This is a genomic window from Nocardia sp. NPDC049526 (genome assembly GCF_044465765.1).
Taxonomy (GTDB): domain Bacteria; phylum Actinomycetota; class Actinomycetes; order Mycobacteriales; family Mycobacteriaceae; genus Nocardia.
The window spans coordinates 508,899-524,826 of record NZ_JBITMA010000005.1 but is presented as its reverse complement, the minus strand read 5'-3'; the positions used below and the strand labels follow the sequence as shown (position 1 = coordinate 524,826).

Annotated in this window: 15 protein-coding genes and 1 pseudogene; 10 read left to right on the top strand and 6 right to left on the bottom strand. The window is 64.7% G+C overall.

Translation table 11 applies throughout. The annotated features are described in order from the left end of the window. Positions 1-53 precede the first annotated feature (53 nt). Positions 54-2,078, top strand: a complete 2,025-nt coding sequence (locus tag ACIBW7_RS18975; RefSeq protein ID WP_397047836.1) for a CocE/NonD family hydrolase — start codon at positions 54-56, stop codon at positions 2,076-2,078. Between the two features lie 316 nt (positions 2,079-2,394). Continuing rightward, entirely contained in the window at positions 2,395-5,841 is a 3,447-nt protein-coding gene (locus ACIBW7_RS18970) for a DNA-directed RNA polymerase subunit beta (protein WP_397047834.1), read from the top strand. Here ACIBW7_RS18970 and ACIBW7_RS18965 read toward each other — a convergent pair. Beyond that, positions 5,830-6,750, bottom strand: a complete 921-nt coding sequence (locus tag ACIBW7_RS18965; RefSeq protein WP_397047832.1) for an LLM class F420-dependent oxidoreductase — start codon at positions 6,748-6,750, stop codon at positions 5,830-5,832. The two genes, ACIBW7_RS18970 and ACIBW7_RS18965, sit on opposite strands and share 12 nt — an antisense overlap. 67 nt (positions 6,751-6,817) lie before the next feature. On the opposite strand from ACIBW7_RS18965, the gene ACIBW7_RS18960 reads away from it, so the two are divergent. The 3 genes from ACIBW7_RS18960 (at position 6,818) to ACIBW7_RS18950 (ending at position 8,341) form a co-directional block, all read left to right on the top strand. Next, a complete protein-coding gene (locus tag ACIBW7_RS18960; protein WP_397047830.1) occupies positions 6,818-7,117 on the top strand; it encodes a hypothetical protein in 300 nt (99 codons plus the stop codon). Between the two features lie 229 nt (positions 7,118-7,346). Beyond that, positions 7,347-7,799 carry an RDD family protein gene (locus ACIBW7_RS18955; protein ID WP_397047828.1) on the top strand — a complete coding sequence of 151 codons (453 nt, stop codon included), beginning with the start codon at positions 7,347-7,349 and terminating at the stop codon, positions 7,797-7,799. A gap of 38 nt (positions 7,800-7,837) precedes the next feature. Further along, the gene (locus ACIBW7_RS18950; RefSeq protein ID WP_397048180.1) at positions 7,838-8,341 is read left to right on the top strand and encodes a gluconokinase; all 504 of its coding nucleotides are present in this window, start codon (positions 7,838-7,840) and stop codon (positions 8,339-8,341) included. Between the two features lie 2 nt (positions 8,342-8,343). Here the strand turns inward: ACIBW7_RS18950 and ACIBW7_RS18945 are convergent, their stop codons facing one another. Then, positions 8,344-8,565 carry a hypothetical protein gene (locus ACIBW7_RS18945; protein WP_397047826.1) on the bottom strand — a complete coding sequence of 74 codons (222 nt, stop codon included), beginning with the start codon at positions 8,563-8,565 and terminating at the stop codon, positions 8,344-8,346. Positions 8,566-8,659: 94 nt separating this feature from the next. On the opposite strand from ACIBW7_RS18945, the pseudogene ACIBW7_RS18940 reads away from it, so the two are divergent. Continuing rightward, positions 8,660-9,253, top strand: a pseudogene (locus ACIBW7_RS18940) (phosphatase PAP2 family protein); the annotation flags it as partial. 17 nt (positions 9,254-9,270) lie between these two features. Here the strand turns inward: ACIBW7_RS18940 and ACIBW7_RS18935 are convergent. After that, on the bottom strand, positions 9,271-10,071 hold the full coding sequence (locus tag ACIBW7_RS18935; protein WP_040695980.1) for a M50 family metallopeptidase: 801 nt from the start codon (positions 10,069-10,071) through the stop codon (positions 9,271-9,273). A gap of 51 nt (positions 10,072-10,122) precedes the next feature. Beyond that, positions 10,123-11,172: a Gfo/Idh/MocA family oxidoreductase gene (locus ACIBW7_RS18930; protein ID WP_397047823.1), complete on the bottom strand. Its 1,050-nt coding sequence runs from the start codon at positions 11,170-11,172 to the stop codon at positions 10,123-10,125. Between the two features lie 90 nt (positions 11,173-11,262). Between ACIBW7_RS18930 and ACIBW7_RS18925 the strand changes: the two genes are divergently transcribed. The 3 genes from ACIBW7_RS18925 (at position 11,263) to ACIBW7_RS18915 (ending at position 13,501) form a co-directional block, all read left to right on the top strand. Beyond that, on the top strand, positions 11,263-11,697 hold the full coding sequence (locus ACIBW7_RS18925; protein WP_397047821.1) for an SRPBCC family protein: 435 nt from the start codon (positions 11,263-11,265) through the stop codon (positions 11,695-11,697). Next, positions 11,690-12,154 (top strand): MarR family winged helix-turn-helix transcriptional regulator, encoded by a 465-nt coding sequence (locus ACIBW7_RS18920; protein ID WP_397047819.1) that lies wholly within the window; start codon positions 11,690-11,692, stop codon positions 12,152-12,154. The genes ACIBW7_RS18925 and ACIBW7_RS18920 overlap by 8 nt, the downstream gene beginning before the upstream one ends. 438 nt (positions 12,155-12,592) lie before the next feature. Continuing rightward, positions 12,593-13,501 carry a tellurite resistance/C4-dicarboxylate transporter family protein gene (locus tag ACIBW7_RS18915; RefSeq protein ID WP_397047817.1) on the top strand — a complete coding sequence of 303 codons (909 nt, stop codon included), beginning with the start codon at positions 12,593-12,595 and terminating at the stop codon, positions 13,499-13,501. Between the two features lie 6 nt (positions 13,502-13,507). Here the strand turns inward: ACIBW7_RS18915 and ACIBW7_RS18910 are convergent, their stop codons facing one another. Further along, complete coding sequence (locus ACIBW7_RS18910) at positions 13,508-14,224, bottom strand: class I SAM-dependent methyltransferase (RefSeq protein WP_397047815.1); 717 nt, start codon at positions 14,222-14,224, stop codon at positions 13,508-13,510. Between the two features lie 418 nt (positions 14,225-14,642). On the opposite strand from ACIBW7_RS18910, the gene ACIBW7_RS18905 reads away from it, so the two are divergent. After that, on the top strand, positions 14,643-15,278 hold the full coding sequence (locus tag ACIBW7_RS18905) for a LysE family translocator (RefSeq protein ID WP_397047813.1): 636 nt from the start codon (positions 14,643-14,645) through the stop codon (positions 15,276-15,278). Positions 15,279-15,281: 3 nt separating this feature from the next. Here the strand turns inward: ACIBW7_RS18905 and ACIBW7_RS18900 are convergent, their stop codons facing one another. Continuing rightward, positions 15,282-15,821, bottom strand: coding sequence for a hypothetical protein (locus ACIBW7_RS18900; RefSeq protein ID WP_397047811.1), 540 nt, complete (start codon positions 15,819-15,821; stop codon positions 15,282-15,284). Positions 15,822-15,928: the final 107 nt, after the last annotated feature.

Sequence of the window (15,928 nt, the reverse complement as noted above, 5' to 3'; positions counted from 1 at the left end):
ACCAGTCGAGAGGGGATCACGAGTTGTCGGGGCATGGAGTGGCACCTGCGCTTATGCATTTCGTTCGACTGGCGACCGTGGTCGCCGCCGTGGTGGCACTGGCTTCGAGTGGGGGCGGCTCCGCGACCGCCGAGCAAAGCATCGACAGCGCTCTCGGCGAGCGGTGGACCGCTATGCACGACGGCCCGCAGGAGTATGCCGATGTCCATATCGACTGGGATGTCCCGATTCGCATGAGTGACGGAGTCGTACTCAAGGCCAATGTGTATCGGCCCGTCGATGCGGCGAAGACGGTGGTCGGCAAGCCGTTGCCGACGATCGTGAATCTCACGCCGTACACCAAACTCATGGGCAATCTGATCGATTCGGCATTCGCCGCGCCCGGACTGCGGCCGTTCACCATGGATATGGTCCGGCGCATCAATCTGTCCGGCACGCCGATCAGCGGATTCGGCGAGCTGATGCACGCACTCGACGGCGGCATGATCCAGACCGTGCTCGGCATCGACCGAAATCTCATCCGCAGCGGGTACACGTTGGTGGTCGCGGACGTCCGCGGCACCGGCTTCTCCCAGGGCGCATGGAACACGCTCGGCAAGCGTGAACAATTGGACACCCGCGAGGTGATCGATTGGGCGGCGAAGCAGCCATGGTCCAACGGCACTGTCGGTATGAGCGGCGGCTCCTATGCGGGCATCAATCAACTTCGCGCGGCCGAAAACGCTCCTGCCGCACTGAAAGCCATCTTTCCGGTGGAGGCGGGTAGCGATCTGATGCGTGATGTCGTCGCGCCGGGCGGCGGTGTCGGCACGACCTTCCTGCCGCTGTGGTTGAGCAATGTGAACCAGGCGAAGTTGATTCCCAACGTGCAGTCGATGCTCAACGGCACCTTCGACTGGAAATGGCTCCAGTCCAGGATGGCCGATCCGGCAACCAATTCCGATCTGCTGGCCCAGGCGCTGCTCACCCCGTCGCTGGACCGGGTACCGACGACATTGGCCGCCGCACTCGACGACGACAGTGAATTCCGGCAGGGGATTCTCGGGCATCCCGACCGAATTACGGTGCCCACCTTCATGTACGGCGGCTGGCATGACATCTTCGCCAATAGTGCGGCCAAACTCTACAACGTGATCCCGCTGCCACAGGCGAAGAAGCAGTTGCTGATCGGCGATACCTATCATGCGAATCCGGGTGCCGGTACGGGTGCTGTCGGTGCGCCACCGCGGCTGGATGTGCTGCAGCGCGTGTGGTTCGACAAGTGGCTCAAGGGCATCGATAACGGCATCGGCGACTTCGGGCCGATCACGCTGTGGGAGCAGGGCTCGGGCTGGAAGACCTTGGGGCAGTTCCCGGAATCCGATGTCACGCATCGCCGTGTCTACCTGTCCTCAGCGTCGAGCGATACCGCCGAGCATTCGGTGCACGACGGATCATTGTCCTCGGCGAAGCCGACCGAGCGTACCGCGCTGCAGGTATCGCCGGGGGTGACCATGGCGTGCTCACGCGATGCCGCTCAGGGCTCCGCCGGTCTAGCCGCGCCATTCGACATCTGCGCCAAGGATTCTCGCGTCGCCGAGGGCAACGGGCTGACCTTCACCAGTGCGGAGATGAGTGAGCCGACAGTGATCTCCGGGCCGATCAATGTGCACCTCAATGCGGTTCACGATGCGACGGACGGCTATTGGGACGTCACCGTCAACGATGTCTCGCCCGACGGCACGTCGACCGTGTTGACCACCGGCCAGCTCACCGCGTCGCTGCGCGCGGTGGACGAGGCGCGGAGCATGCGCTCGGCGAGCGGCGATTACACCGCGCCCTACAATCCGATCACCCTGGAGAGCCTGCTGCCAGTCGTGCCGGGAAAGCCGATGACGCTGGATATCGCGGTCATCCCGACGCAGGCCGTCTTGTTGCCCGGCCACCGGCTGCGGGTGGATGTGTTCGCCGGAAACGTGCCGAAGGCATTGGCTTTTCGGCCGATGCTCAACGCCACCGAACTCAAGCCGCAATACCTGCAGCTGGATCCGGATGTGCCCAGCTTCGTCAATCTGCCCACGAACCGGCCCATCGCCTGAAATGTGGCGAAAAGGTTGACGTAGGCGGGATGCGTAAGTTATTCTATAAATGGGAAGCAATTCAGCGCGGGTCTGACGTGGCCCAAAAACATGGATCCCTATTCTGATTCCGCACTCGACATTCAGCGAGTGCGAGTGTAATTTTGGACGTTGCGCTGGTTGCCTCCTGTCCACCTCACGAACCAATCGTTGTAAACATCATTCGCTGTGGTGATGTTTCCTTCGTGGTGCGCGAGTTTCGTTCGGGTGCGCGGCCGGGGCGAAATTCGTCAGTAGACAAGCGATGTTGCGCATTGCGTGAGGGGAAGGACGCACCTTGTCAGAATCGAGCCGGACGGTCGGTGCACCGAAGCGGATTTCCTTCGCCAGGATCCGGGAGCCGCTGGAGGTCCCCGGCCTGCTCGACGTGCAGACCGATTCGTTCGCCTGGTTGATCGGCGGCCCGGAATGGGAAGCCCGCGCCGCCGAGCTCGGCGTGGGTAGTTCGACAGGCGGTCTGGAGGAGGTGCTCGAGGAGCTCTCGCCGATCGAGGACTTCTCCGGATCGATGTCCCTTTCTTTCTCGGATCCTCGTTTCGAGGAGGTCAAGGCCTCCGTCGACGAGTGCAAAGACAAGGACATGACCTATGCGGCGCCGTTGTTCGTGACCGCCGAGTTCATCAACAACAACACCGGTGAGATCAAGAGCCAGACGGTCTTCATGGGTGATTTCCCGATGATGACCGATAAGGGCACGTTCATCATCAACGGCACCGAGCGCGTCGTCGTTTCGCAGCTGGTGCGTTCGCCGGGTGTGTATTTCGATCACAGCGTCGACAAGGGCACGGAGAAGGATCTGCACAGTGTGCGGGTCATTCCGTCGCGTGGTGCGTGGCTGGAGTTCGATGTCGACAAGCGCGACACCGTCGGTGTGCGCATCGACCGCAAGCGCCGCCAACCCGTGACGGTCTTCCTCAAGGCGCTCGGCTGGAGTTCCGAGCAGATCACGCAGCGCTTCGGTTTCTCCGAGGTCATGATGTCGACCCTGGAGAAGGACCATACGGTCGGCACCGATGATGCCTTGCTCGATATCTATCGCAAGCTGCGTCCGGGCGAGCCGCCGACCAAGGAGTCCGCGCAAGCGCTCCTGGAGAACCTGTTCTTCAAGGACAAGCGCTACGACTTGGCGCGCGTGGGTCGCTACAAAATGAACAAGAAGCTCGGCATCAGCACTACCACGGACCAGGTGCTGAGCGAGGAGGATCTCATCGCGATCATCGAGTACCTGGTCCGATTGCACGCGGGCGAAAGGACTATGACCGCGCCCGGTGGTGTCGAGGTTCCGGTCGAGGTCGACGACATCGACCATTTCGGTAACCGTCGCCTGCGCAGGGTCGGCGAGCTGATCCAGAACCAGATTCGGGTCGGTATGTCGCGGATCGAGCGGGTGGTCCGCGAGCGGATGACCACCCAGGACGTCGAGGCCATTACCCCGCAGACGCTGATCAATATCCGTCCGGTCACCGCGTCGATCAGGGAATTCTTCGGCACTTCGCAGCTGTCGGTGTTCATGGACCAGAACAACCCGCTGTCGGGTCTGACCAATAAGCGTCGGCTCTCGGCGCTGGGCCCCGGTGGTCTGTCCCGGGAACGCGCCAGCCTCGAACTGCGCGATGTGCACCACAGTCACTACGGCCGGATGTGCCCGATCGAGACCCCGGAAGGCCCGAATATCGGCCTGATCGGCTACCTGTCGGTATATGCGCGGGTCAATCCGTTCGGCTTCATCGAGACGCCGTACCGCAAGGTGGTCGATGGCAGAGTGACCGATGAGGTCGAGTACCTCACCGCCGACGAAGAGGAACGGTATGTGCGTGCGCAGGCCAATTCGCTGATCGACGCGGACGGATACCTGGTGGAGGACAAGATCCTGGCCCGGCGCCTCGGCGAGGAGGTCGAATCGGTTCCGGCCGACGAGGTCGACTACATGGATGTCTCACCGCGCCAGATGGTTTCGGTCGCGACCGCGATGATTCCGTTCCTCGAGCACGACGACGCCAACCGTGCCCTCATGGGTGCGAACATGCAGCGCCAGGCCGTGCCACTGATCCGCTCCGAGTCGCCGATTGTCGGCACCGGTATGGAGTTTCGTGCCGCCCTCGATTCGGGCGATGTGGTTGTCAATGCGAAAGCCGGTGTGGTCGAGGAGGTTTCGGGTGACTTCATCACCGTGATGGCCGACGACGGCACCCGCAAGAGCTATCGGTTACGCAAGTTCGCGCGCTCGAATCAAGGCAATTGCGTCAATCAACGCCCGATCGTGGACGACGGGCAGCGGGTCGAGTCCGGTCAAGTGCTCGCCGATGGTCCGTGCACCGAGAACGGTGAGTTGGCGCTCGGCAAGAACCTGCTGGTGGCGATCATGCCGTGGGAAGGGCACAACTACGAGGACGCGATCATCCTGTCGCAGCGCATCGTCGAACAGGATGTGCTCACCTCGATCCACATCGAGGAGCACGAAGTCGATGCCCGTGATACGAAACTCGGTGCCGAGGAGATCACCCGCGATATCCCGAACGTCTCCGACGAAGTGCTCGCCGATCTCGACGAGCGCGGCATCATCCGCGTCGGTGCGGAGGTGCGCGACGGCGACATCCTGGTCGGCAAGGTCACTCCCAAGGGGGAGACCGAGTTGACGCCGGAGGAACGATTGCTGCGGGCGATCTTCGGTGAGAAGGCTCGCGAAGTGCGCGACACCTCGATGAAGGTGCCGCATGGTCAATCGGGCAAAGTCATTGGTATTCGGGTGTTTTCGCGCGAGGACGATGATGATCTGCCACCCGGGGTCAATGAACTCGTGCGCGTCTATGTGGCGCAGAAGCGCAAGATCCAGGACGGCGACAAGCTGGCCGGTCGCCACGGCAACAAGGGTGTCATCGGCAAGATCCTCCCGACCGAGGACATGCCGTTCCTGCCCGATGGCACTCCGGTGGACATCATCCTGAACAGTCACGGTGTGCCGCGTCGGATGAACATCGGCCAGATCTTGGAGACCCATCTCGGCTGGATCGGCAAGGCGGGCTGGGAGATTCAGGGCACACCCGACTGGGCGATTTCGCTGCCGGAGGAGATGCGGGCCGCGCCTGCCGACAGCAATCTCGCCACCCCGGTCTTCGACGGCGCACGTGAGGAAGAGCTGACCGGTCTGCTCGCCTCGACCCTGCCGAACCGCGACGGTGAGGTGATGGTCGGTGCGGATGGTAAAGCGACATTGTTCGACGGACGTTCCGGTGAACCGTTCCCGTACCCGGTGGCCGTCGGCTACATGTACATCCTGAAGCTGCACCACTTGGTCGACGACAAGATCCACGCCCGTTCGACCGGTCCGTACTCGATGATCACCCAGCAGCCGCTCGGTGGTAAGGCGCAGTTCGGTGGTCAGCGCTTCGGTGAGATGGAGTGCTGGGCCATGCAGGCCTACGGCGCCGCCTACACACTGCAGGAACTGCTCACCATCAAATCCGACGATATCGCGGGCCGGGTCAAGGTGTACGAGGCGATCGTCAAGGGCGAGAACATTCCGGAGCCGGGCATTCCGGAGTCGTTCAAGGTGCTCCTGAAGGAGCTCCAGTCGCTGTGCCTCAACGTCGAGGTACTGTCCTCCGACGGCGCTGCCATCGAAATGGGCGGCGCCGACGAGGACGATATCGATCGGACGGCGGCGAATCTGGGCATCAACCTGTCCCGCAACGAATCCGCCACCGTGGATGATCTACAGCTGTGACATCACCTGGGCCGCAATGAGTTCCAGGTGCGCCAGATCGTCGAGGTCGAGGATCTGGAGATAGAGACGGGTAGCGCCGATTTCGGCGTAGCGGGCGATCTTGTCGACAACCTCGGCGGGTGAGCCCGCGAGCCCGTTGGCCTTCAGTTCCTCGACCTCACGACCGATGGCGGCGGCCCGGCGCGCCACCTCGGCATCGGAGGCACCGACACAGGCCACCAGGGCATTGGAGTACACCAGATCGTCAGGACGGCGGCCGCGAGCATCGGCGGCGGCACGCACCCGGTCGAATTGGCGGGCGCTGTCCTCGGGCGAGGCGAAAGGCATATTGAATTCGGTCGCGTACGTGGCGGCCAGGCGCGGGGTGCGGGTCGCGCCTTGTCCACCGATCAGCACCGGCACCGGATCCTGCACCGGCTTCGGCAGGGCGGGGGAGTCCGTGATCGCGTAATGGGCACCGTCGAAGGTGAACTTGTCGCCGACCTTGGTCGCCCACAGGCCGGTGATGATCTCCAGCTGCTCCTCGAACCTGGTGAACTTGTCCTGCGGGAACGGTATGCCGTAGGCGGCATGTTCCTCGCCGAACCAGCCGCTGCCCAGGCCGAACTCGACTCGGCCGCCGGACATCTGATCCACCTGGGCCACCTGGATGGCCAGCGGTCCGGGTAGTCGGAAGGTGGCGGCCGTCACCAGGGTGCCGAGCCGGATTCGCTTGGTCTCCCTGGCCAGCCCGGCCAGGGTGATCCAGGCGTCGGTCGGGCCGGGCAGGCCATCGATGCCGCCCATGGCGAGATAGTGGTCGGAGCGGAAGAACGCGTCGAAACCCAAATCCTCGGTGGCTTTGGCGACGGTGAGCAGCGTGTCGTAGCTTGCGCCCTGCTGCGGTTCGGTGAAGATGCGTAGGTCCATGCCGACCATGGTGCCCGAGATTGATCTTGTTGGTCGGGTCTGATCTGCCGCTGCTTATCATTGGCCCGTGGTTGGCGCGGTCGAATCGGAATCCGATCTACGCAGGGGTGTGTCACCGAGATCGGTACTCGCCCAACGTCTGACGAGCCCGTTCGAGGCCGCGGGTAATCCGAAACTGCGGCAGGTTGCGGCCGCCGCCGAGGCGCGGATGAAGGCCACTCGCGGGCCGGCCAAGGGCGGTACCGCATCGCTGCAGCGGATCAGCGACTGGCGCTCGGGCCGCAACGTCCCCGCGCAATTCGAGACGCTGCTGCAACCACTCCAAAATACCGGCATTCCGGTCCGGAATTCCGGTGCGTGCCTGTGAACTGCGCAGATGCGTCACTCGGCATGCCGATCGGTAGCTACATGCACGCGCCGCGGCATAACGTCCGGTCGTGGAGCGGGAGCAGGAATCACACCGGCCGGGCCATGTGGAGGGGAGTTCGGCGGGTGCGAATCCTGTTCCCGCGGTCGTCAGCACACGGAGGGGAATCTCGAGTACGTCCAGTACCCCCTACCTCACAATCCCCTCTGGTCGGTATCGGCTCGCGGGCATGGGGACCCGGCTGGGCGCGCGGCTCATCGATACCGTCATCGTCGGCATACCGATAGGTATTGTCGCCGCGGTCGCAGTCGCGAGCGCGGACTCGTCGAACGAATTCCCCGCCGAGACCGACTCCGGATTCGGCGTGGGCACCGCACTGCTGGTCGTCGGACTCGGCTTGCTCGCCTGCATCGCTTATGAGGTCGGCTTGACCGCGACCCAGGGCGCGACCTTCGGAAAGAAGGCGCTCGGCATTCGCGTCGCGCGGATCGACACCGCCGACGCGCCGGGCGAGGGTATCGGCTTTGCGGCGGCCTTGATCCGCTGGGCGACTCTCGTGCTTCCGAGCGTCGTGTGTGTTATTTGGGGTGTGCTCTGTGCGGTGTCGCCGTATTTCGATCATGTCGCCCGGCGGGGCTGGCATGACATGGTTGCCAAGACTTTCGTCCTCGCGGCGGCGTGACGCGGGCTACCGATAGGGTCGGCCTGGTGAGTGGAGGCATGACATATCGGCCGGTTGTCGTCGTGATGGGCGTCTCCGGATGCGGAAAGTCGACGGTCGGTGCACTGCTTGCCGAGACACTCCAGGTCGAATACGCCGAGGGTGACGATTTCCATCCGGCTTCGAATATCGAGAAGATGGCGGCCGGTGTGCCGCTGACGGATGCGGATCGCGCGCCGTGGCTCGATATCGTGGCGGCGTGGCTGGGGGAGCGGCGCGAGCGCGGCGGGGTGGTCAGCTGCTCGGCGCTCAAGCGCAGCTATCGCGATCGATTGCGTGCGGCCGCACCCGCGGCGTTCTTCGTCCATCTGTCCGCATCGCGCGCGGAACTGGCCCGCCGAATGGAGACGCGCCGTGGCCATTTCATGCCCGCGACGTTGCTCGACTCACAGCTCGCCGCGTTGCAGCCATTGGCCCCGGATGAATTCGGCGTCACCGTGGACGCGACCGCGGATCCCGCCGAACTGGTTCGTGAGGCGGTAGCCGCGTGGGAGTCGAGCTGACCTCAGGTGTTCGTGCGTCGCCGCACGAGCCGGGTCGCCAGCCAGGCGACGCCCAGAATGAGCAGCGGGGTGAGCAGCAGCAGCGGGACCGTCGCCGCACCCGCGAGTGGATGCAGCCAGCCCGCGACGGTATCGCATATCGCGTCGATCATGGCGCGCGCCAGAGCCGCCACTGGCGAGTGCTCGTCGGGTCCGGTGCTGGCATGATCCGGCCATCGATTCACGGCCAACACCCTACGACATCGAATCGGTATATCCGCTAGTTCCTCGGCCGGACACTCAGCAACCTCACAGCTGCGAATCTGGCATCGTGGAGGTATGGCAAGTCGTTCGCTACCGGTTTGGAGTATCGCGGTGCTGACCGTGATGGTCTTCGCCATTACCGGAAGCGTGCTCGGGCGCGACGGCATCACCGCGATCGATCAGCCGGGGACCGATTGGATGATCCAGCGTCGTACCGCGCCGATCACGCCGGTCGCGATCGGTGCCAGCTACTTGGGTGGCACGCTGGCGATGACCGTGCTCGCGGTGGTCCTCTGTGCCGTGCTGGCCTGGCGTCGGCGGTGGCCGGAAGTGGTACTGGCTGGTGTGGCATCCGCAGGTGCGTGGCCGCTCGTCGTAGTCGGCAAACATCTCGTCGGGCGTACTCGCCCGCCCGAGGCGGATCGTCTCGTCACCGTGACCAATCAGGCGTTTCCGTCCGGACACAGTCTCGGATCGATCGTGGTGGTCGGACTCCTTGCCGCGGTGGTGCTATTGCAACTGCACCGCCCGGCCGCCCGCCGGATCACGGTGACCGTCGCGGCCGTATTCGTTGGGGCCGTTGGTCTTTCCCGCTGGTATCTCGGCGTGCACTGGCCGACCGATGTGCTCGGGGGTTGGTGTATCGGCGCGCTATGGCTCGCGCTGTGTCTGGCGGCGTACCGGGCTTATCTGGTCGGCAGAGCAGGCGTGGTGCACTCTCCGCCGGAGACATTGGGTATGCAGACACCCGCGGCCTCGGACAGCAGTAGCGCCCCGCCGACCAGCGCGGCCACCGCGATCGCGCCGAAGACGAAGACCCACAGCAGCGCGGGGATGTGAGTGAGCCGGGCGAGCTGATCGGCGTCGGAGTCCGCGCCCTGCGGCATATTCCAGCGGCGGACCCGCCCGCGCTGCAATTCGATCACCGGCCGGGTGCCCGCGAGCAGTAGGAACCACGCGCCGAGATATGCGAAACCGGCCTGCACCGTATCGGTTCCGAACCAGGACACCGCGAAGACGATGGCGCCCAAGCCGAATACCGTCAGCAGTCCGTAGACGTTGCGCACCTTGATCAGGACGGCGGCGAGCAACGCGATCGCGGTCCAGAGCATGAGGGTGATCCGGTTGGCGCCGAGCAATGCGGCGAAGCCGAGACCGAGCAGCGGTGGCGAGGGATAGCCCGCCATCGCGGTCAGAATCATGCCGAGGCCGTAGGGTTTTCCGCTCGATACGGTCAGCCCGGAGGTGTCGGAGTGCAGCGTGATGCTGTTGAGCCTGCGGCCGGTGAGCAGTGCGGTGAGCGCATGGCCGCCCTCGTGCGCGATGGTGACCACATTGCGGGTGATCCGCCACAGCGGGCTGTATCCGACCAGAATCAGGGCCGCTACTGCCGTCGCGATGACCAACCACCATGGTGGCGCGGCCTGGGTTGTGGTGAGCCGGTCCGCGATGGAGGCGCCGCGCTCGACGAATTCCGCTGTTTGCACCGCCGCACCTTATCCGGCCGCGGCGAGCTTCGCTGAGTCGTCGCGAGCCGGTCAGGTGGTGACGAGCTCGCCGAGATCCGCCGATCTGCGGGCGGCATCGAGCAATCGCAAAGTGGTGACGGCATCGCGCGGGTCGACCGGAACGGGTGCGCCGTCGAGGAGTGCGGCGGCCATGGCCTCGTAGAATGCGGGGTAGTTGCCCGCGATCGTGGGGACCGGTTCGACGGCGGGGTCCGCGCCCACGGTTCCCCACCGCTCGGGTTGGACCGTGCCCCATGGACCGTCGCCGGGGCGACGGCCCGACCGCAGCGCCTCTTCTTGTGGATCCAATCCGTAAGTGACGTAGCCGGCTTCGGAACCGAGCACCCGAAAACGTGGTCCCAGCTGCGGAGTTACCGCGCTCATCCAGAGATGCGATCGCACACCCGAGGTGTGGGTGAGTGCGACGAAGGCGTCATCGTCGGTCTGGATATTCGGCCGTCGCCGGTCCAGCTCGCCGTACACCGAGCGCACCGGTCCGAACAGCGTCACCGCCTGATCGATCAGATGACTGCCGAGGTCGAACAGCAGTCCGGCGCCGTCGTCGGCGGAACCGACCTCGCGCCAGCCGCCCTTCGGCACCGGACGCCAGCGCTCGAACCGGGACTCGAAACGGCGCACCTCGCCGAGCCGCCCCTCCGCGATCAGCTGCCGCACTGTCAGGAAATCGCCATCCCAGCGCCGGTTCTGGAATACCGATAGTGCCAGACCGGCTTGCTCGGCCTGTGCGATCAGATCCTCGCCCTCGCTCACGTTGACCGCGAACGGTTTGTCGACGACCACCGGCAGCCCGGCGTCCAGCGCCTGCCGAGCCAGCGGTGCATGCGTTCGATTCGGCGTCGCGATAACCACGAGATCAATTCCCGCGATATCGGCGAACAGCTCGTCCGCGCTCGCCGACACCCGCACCCCGGGATGCTCGCGCCGCGCCTGCTCCGCCCGCTCGGATGACCCCGTAACCACCGCCGCCACCCGCATCCTCGGCTGCGCGGCGATCAGCGGCGCATGGAATACCGACCCGGCCAATCCGTACCCGACGATGGCGACCTGCAGGCTGCTCATCGTTGCGACGCTACCGGACCTATTGACTTGTTGTTGCGACAACAGATACTGTTGTCGCAACAACAACCAGTGCGGACCGGGAGTGTTCCGATGTACGTGATCCATGAAGAAGCCGTTATCTCCGGAGAGATCGAGGAGATCTGGCGGGCCGCTACCGACGTGGCCAACTGGCCGTCCTGGGATCCACATGAGGAGAAGGCTCGGATCGATGGGCCATTCGCGCCGGGAACCACGGGTTGGGTGAAACCCAAAGGCGCACCGGCTGCTCCGTTCACCATCACCGCCGTCGATTCGGGACGTTCGTGGACCAGTGAGGCCGGGATCCCGTTCGGCAAGATCCGTGGTCACTACACCTACGAACCGCTCGGCGACGGAACCGTGCGCGTCGCGAAACGAATGGAGGTGCACGGCCCGTTCCGGCCGATCTTCCGGCTGATCTGGGAGCGCGGCATTCGCGCCGACATGCAGCTGACCATCGCGGCGCTGCAACTCGAGGCGCGGCGACTCGGGGTCGCGCATGGCTGAACCGCAAGGCCCACTTATGAGTCCGGGCTTCTGGCTGCATCACGCCGCGCTGGAATGGCGCGCCACCGTCGAACGCAACCTGCGCCCCCTCGGCCTCACCCTCACCCAATTCAACCTGCTCGCCTCGGCCGGCTGGCTCGGCAGACAGGGCGAACCACCAACCCAACAACAGGTAGTCGACATGGCGGGCGCCGACCGCATGATGGGCTCCCGGGTAATCCGCGTCCTGGAAGACCGCACCCTCCTGACCCGCCGCCCTGACCCCGACGACGCCCGAATCCTCCGCATCGAAGTCACCTCGGAAGGCCGCGCCCTAGCCCGCCGCGCCATCCGCATAGTCGTGGACACCGACGAACAATTCTTCGGCGCCGACAGTGACGCCCTCCGCGACCGCCTCGAATCGATTGCGGCGCAACGCATCGCGAATTGTCGGAAGCCTGTTGCGGGGACCTCGTAGATCCACTTGGCGCCGTCGTCGTCGAGCGATTCGTACACCGCGCCGGGCGGTAACTCGGTCACCTCACCGGCGGTCGCTGCCACGCGCAGGAGGTCCCAGGGCCAGCCAGTAGGCGTCGGCGTCGGTGGGGGAGTGCCAACATGCCGGTCTCGACGCGGCGGCGTGCCGGGCCAGCCGTCGGCCCGGCACCAGACTGGCTTTGCCCCAAGATTGCTGACATTCCCGACGCGGTATCGGATCGGCCCGGATTTCGGCCCGAGCGGTAGCCGGACAACAAGTGTGAACCTTGGCCTCCCGACACATTCGCGGCAGCGCGGCGCGGATATCGGGAGGGCGGACCGGGTCGGCAAATCGCTTGCTGTCGAGTTGCTTGACCAAGATCACATCTCGAGATGTGATATCCGGGTGGCGCAGCGTTGGTGGCAGGAGCTACCGCCGGTGGCGGGTTCATTCGTCATGGCGACCGGAATCGTGTCGGTGGGGTTGCATCTCACCGGATTCGAGGTCGTCTCGTGGCTGATATTCGCACTCGCGGCAGCGGTCTGGCTGCTGCTCGCGATCGACTTCGGCACCCGACTGCTGTGGCAACGTTCGCAGTGGGAGGCCGAGGCCGACACCCCGCCCGCATTGACCGGGGTCGCGGCGACAACGGTGCTCGGGACGCGGTTATCACTGTCGGGCTGGCAGATTGCGGCTTGCGCATTATTGGTGCTGGCCGCGGCGATCTGGCCCGGACTATTGCTCGCGGTACTGCGGCATTGGAATCGGCGGATGCCGGGCGGGGCATTCCTGGTTTGTGTTTCTACCCAGGGCCTCGCGGTGCTGGCGGGGACGCCGGCGCTGGCCGATGTCGGTGATTGGCTCGCCTGGGTGGCGTTGGCGTTGTTCTGTGTCGGCGTGCTGCTTTATCTCGCGGCCTTCGCTCATTTCGAGTTTCGGCAGGTGTGGATCGGCGCGGGCGATCAGTGGGTCGCCACCGGTGCCCTGGCGATTTCGACGCTGGCGGCCGCCGAACTCGTCGGTGCACACCAGTGGACCGGTGCCGCACATCGGCTGCTGGAGGCTGTTGCGCTGATCGTCCTCGGCCTCAACCTGTTCGGCTACACGATTTTGGTGGTCGCCGAGGTGATCCGCCCGCGACCCGAGTACGACATCCGGCGCTGGGCCACGGTTTTCCCGCTCGGCATGACCGCGGTCGCGACGTTCGCCACCGGTACGGCCACCGACCTGCCGGCACTACACGCGCTCGGCGACCTGCTGCTCCTGGTTGCCGTGGGCGCATGGGCGCTGACCTTCGCCGTATTGCTCGCGGACCGACCGGCATTCGAATCCGGTCGGTCCGCGTGATCAGCCTCAGATTCGCTCGGCCTCCAGCACCCAGATCGGCAGCAGGAGCGCTCCGGTCTCATCGATTTCGAGCTCGACGCCCCGCTCGGCCAAGATATCGCGCACCGATGGCGGCGGCATGATCGTCACCATCCGGTCGATGCGCAGCGTATGAAGCGACCAATCCGGAGCCGCGAAGGCGGCGCGCAACTCTTCCTCGCCGATCTGAAACGGCGCATACGCTTCGCTGTGTCCCTTATCGGCAAAACAGAATTGGATCAGCCGACCACCCGGACGCATAACTCGATGCAGTGCGGCGACATGATCACGGCGCTGCTCCGCGGCGAGACAATGGAACAGTGCACTGCTGACCACCGTGTCGAACCGATCGTCGTAGCCGTCGAGTTCGGTGGCATCGGCAACCGAGAAGGCCACCGCCACGCCACGCGCGGCCGCGCGGGTGCGCGCCTCCTCGATCGCGGTGGGCGCGGCATCCAATCCGGACACCTGATAGCCCAGGCTCGCTAGATAGATGGCGTTGTCGCCCGGCCCGCAGCCGATATCCAGCACCTGCCCGGCAATGCGTCCCGCATGTTCGAATTCGACCAATACCGGCTGTGGTCTACCGATGTCCCACGGCAACCGCCCCATCGGTACGCCTTCGACGACTGTTTTGTCCCGATAGGCCTGTTCGAAATCAATTTCCGCCGGGTCGAACTGCGATACCGCATCACTTTGACTCATGACTCGCCCCTTGCTTCGATAGATGAACTGCAGGGATCTCGACAAAGGTAATCCTAGTCGAAAACGGAGATGAAAGCTCCGTTTAGGTGTCGCGTCATCTCCGAGGCGCGGGTTCAGGCTGCGACCTACCGCTACCGACACATGCTCAGGTCCGAGGTCGCCATGGACGACCGTATCTGCTGGGAATTCGCGAGCTGTTCAGGTCGAGCAGGGGGATCGGCTCGTCGGGCGGCCTGGAGATCAGCAGTAGCGGGTCATTCTCGTCGAGCAAAAGCAACCGGACAGAGGTGTGTTGGACCGGCGGTTCGGCTTGCTGTGGAACCGAATTGACGATGTCCATTCTCCGACGACGCTGCGACGACTGGTCGGGTTGTGCGGCGCGGGCACCGGGCCGTGTCGAGGCGGTAGGCTCCGGCGAATGGTGCCCGCCTCTCACTTGGCCGCTTTCGCCGTCGCCGCACTGATCATCATCGTCATTCCCGGCCCGAATGTGCTTTTCGCGATCGGACGGGCCTTGGCGCACGGTCGGCGCACGGCATTGCTTTCGGTGTTGGGGGCGACGGTGGGGTCGGCGGTTCCGCTGATTGCCGTTGCGCTGGGGTTGGGTGTCGTGCTCGCGGCGTCGGCCGTCTTGCTGACGATCGTCAAAGTGGTGGGTGCGGGTTATCTGATCTACCTGGGCATCCTGGCGATTCGGGAGCGGAAGAGTCTCGCGGGTGCGCTGCGTTCGCACGCACCGGATGCGAATCCGCGGCGGATGTTCCGGCAAGGTGTGATTGTCGGCGCGACGAATCCGAAGACCATCGTGTTCTTCGCCGCCGTCCTACCGCAGTTCGCCGACCCGGCCACAGGCGCGCTGCCCCTGCAGCTGCTGACACTCGGCTCGGTCGGGCTCGGCATCCAAATACTCTCCGATGGAACGTGGGCCATGATCGCGGGTGCCGCGCGATCATGGTTCGTCCGCTCACCGCGCCGCCTCGAATCCGTCGGCGCCACCGGCGGATTGATGATCATCGGCGTCGGTGCGAGCGTCGCGCTGAGCGGTACCAACTGAGGATTATGCGTGGTTGGTGGTGTTCCAGAAGCCGATCCAGAGTGCGCCCCACCAACATGCCTGGGAGATGAGCAGGGTGAGCGCGCCGCGGGCGATCAATGGTCGGTCGAGGATGCCGCCGCGAGCCGCGACTCGGTCGGTGAAGGCGGATGCTTGTAGACCGTTCAGTGTCAGCGCGACGACCAGCGCCATTTTGGTCTGGGTGGTGTGGTTGGCGATATTCGGTTCGAGGAGTACGCCGCTGGCGACCAGACCGATGACGCCCAGCCAGATGGGCAGTTGGAGGCGGTCGGCCACGGTCAGCATTTCGCGCAGGGGTGTGCGGCGCAGGACCCAGGCCACGGCGAAATAGTCCACCGCCAGCACCGCGCCGAAGCCGAGGACCAGCGATGCCAGATGGATGAGCAACGCCGCATGGTGCAGCGCTGGTGTGCAATGCAATTGGGTCGACAGCCAGATCGCCGTCGCGAGCGCGGCGCAGGTGGCAACCGTCCGGATCGCGAAACCACGCCGGGTATGTACCCCGCTCACCAGCGCCGTCATCGGCACCGCCCCAAGTCGCGGCCCTGCATTGTCGATCCTCACTCACGCAACTCGCCCAACCTAGTTAAGGTTAGGCACGCCTAATGCTAGTGTCTCCGATTTCGGTC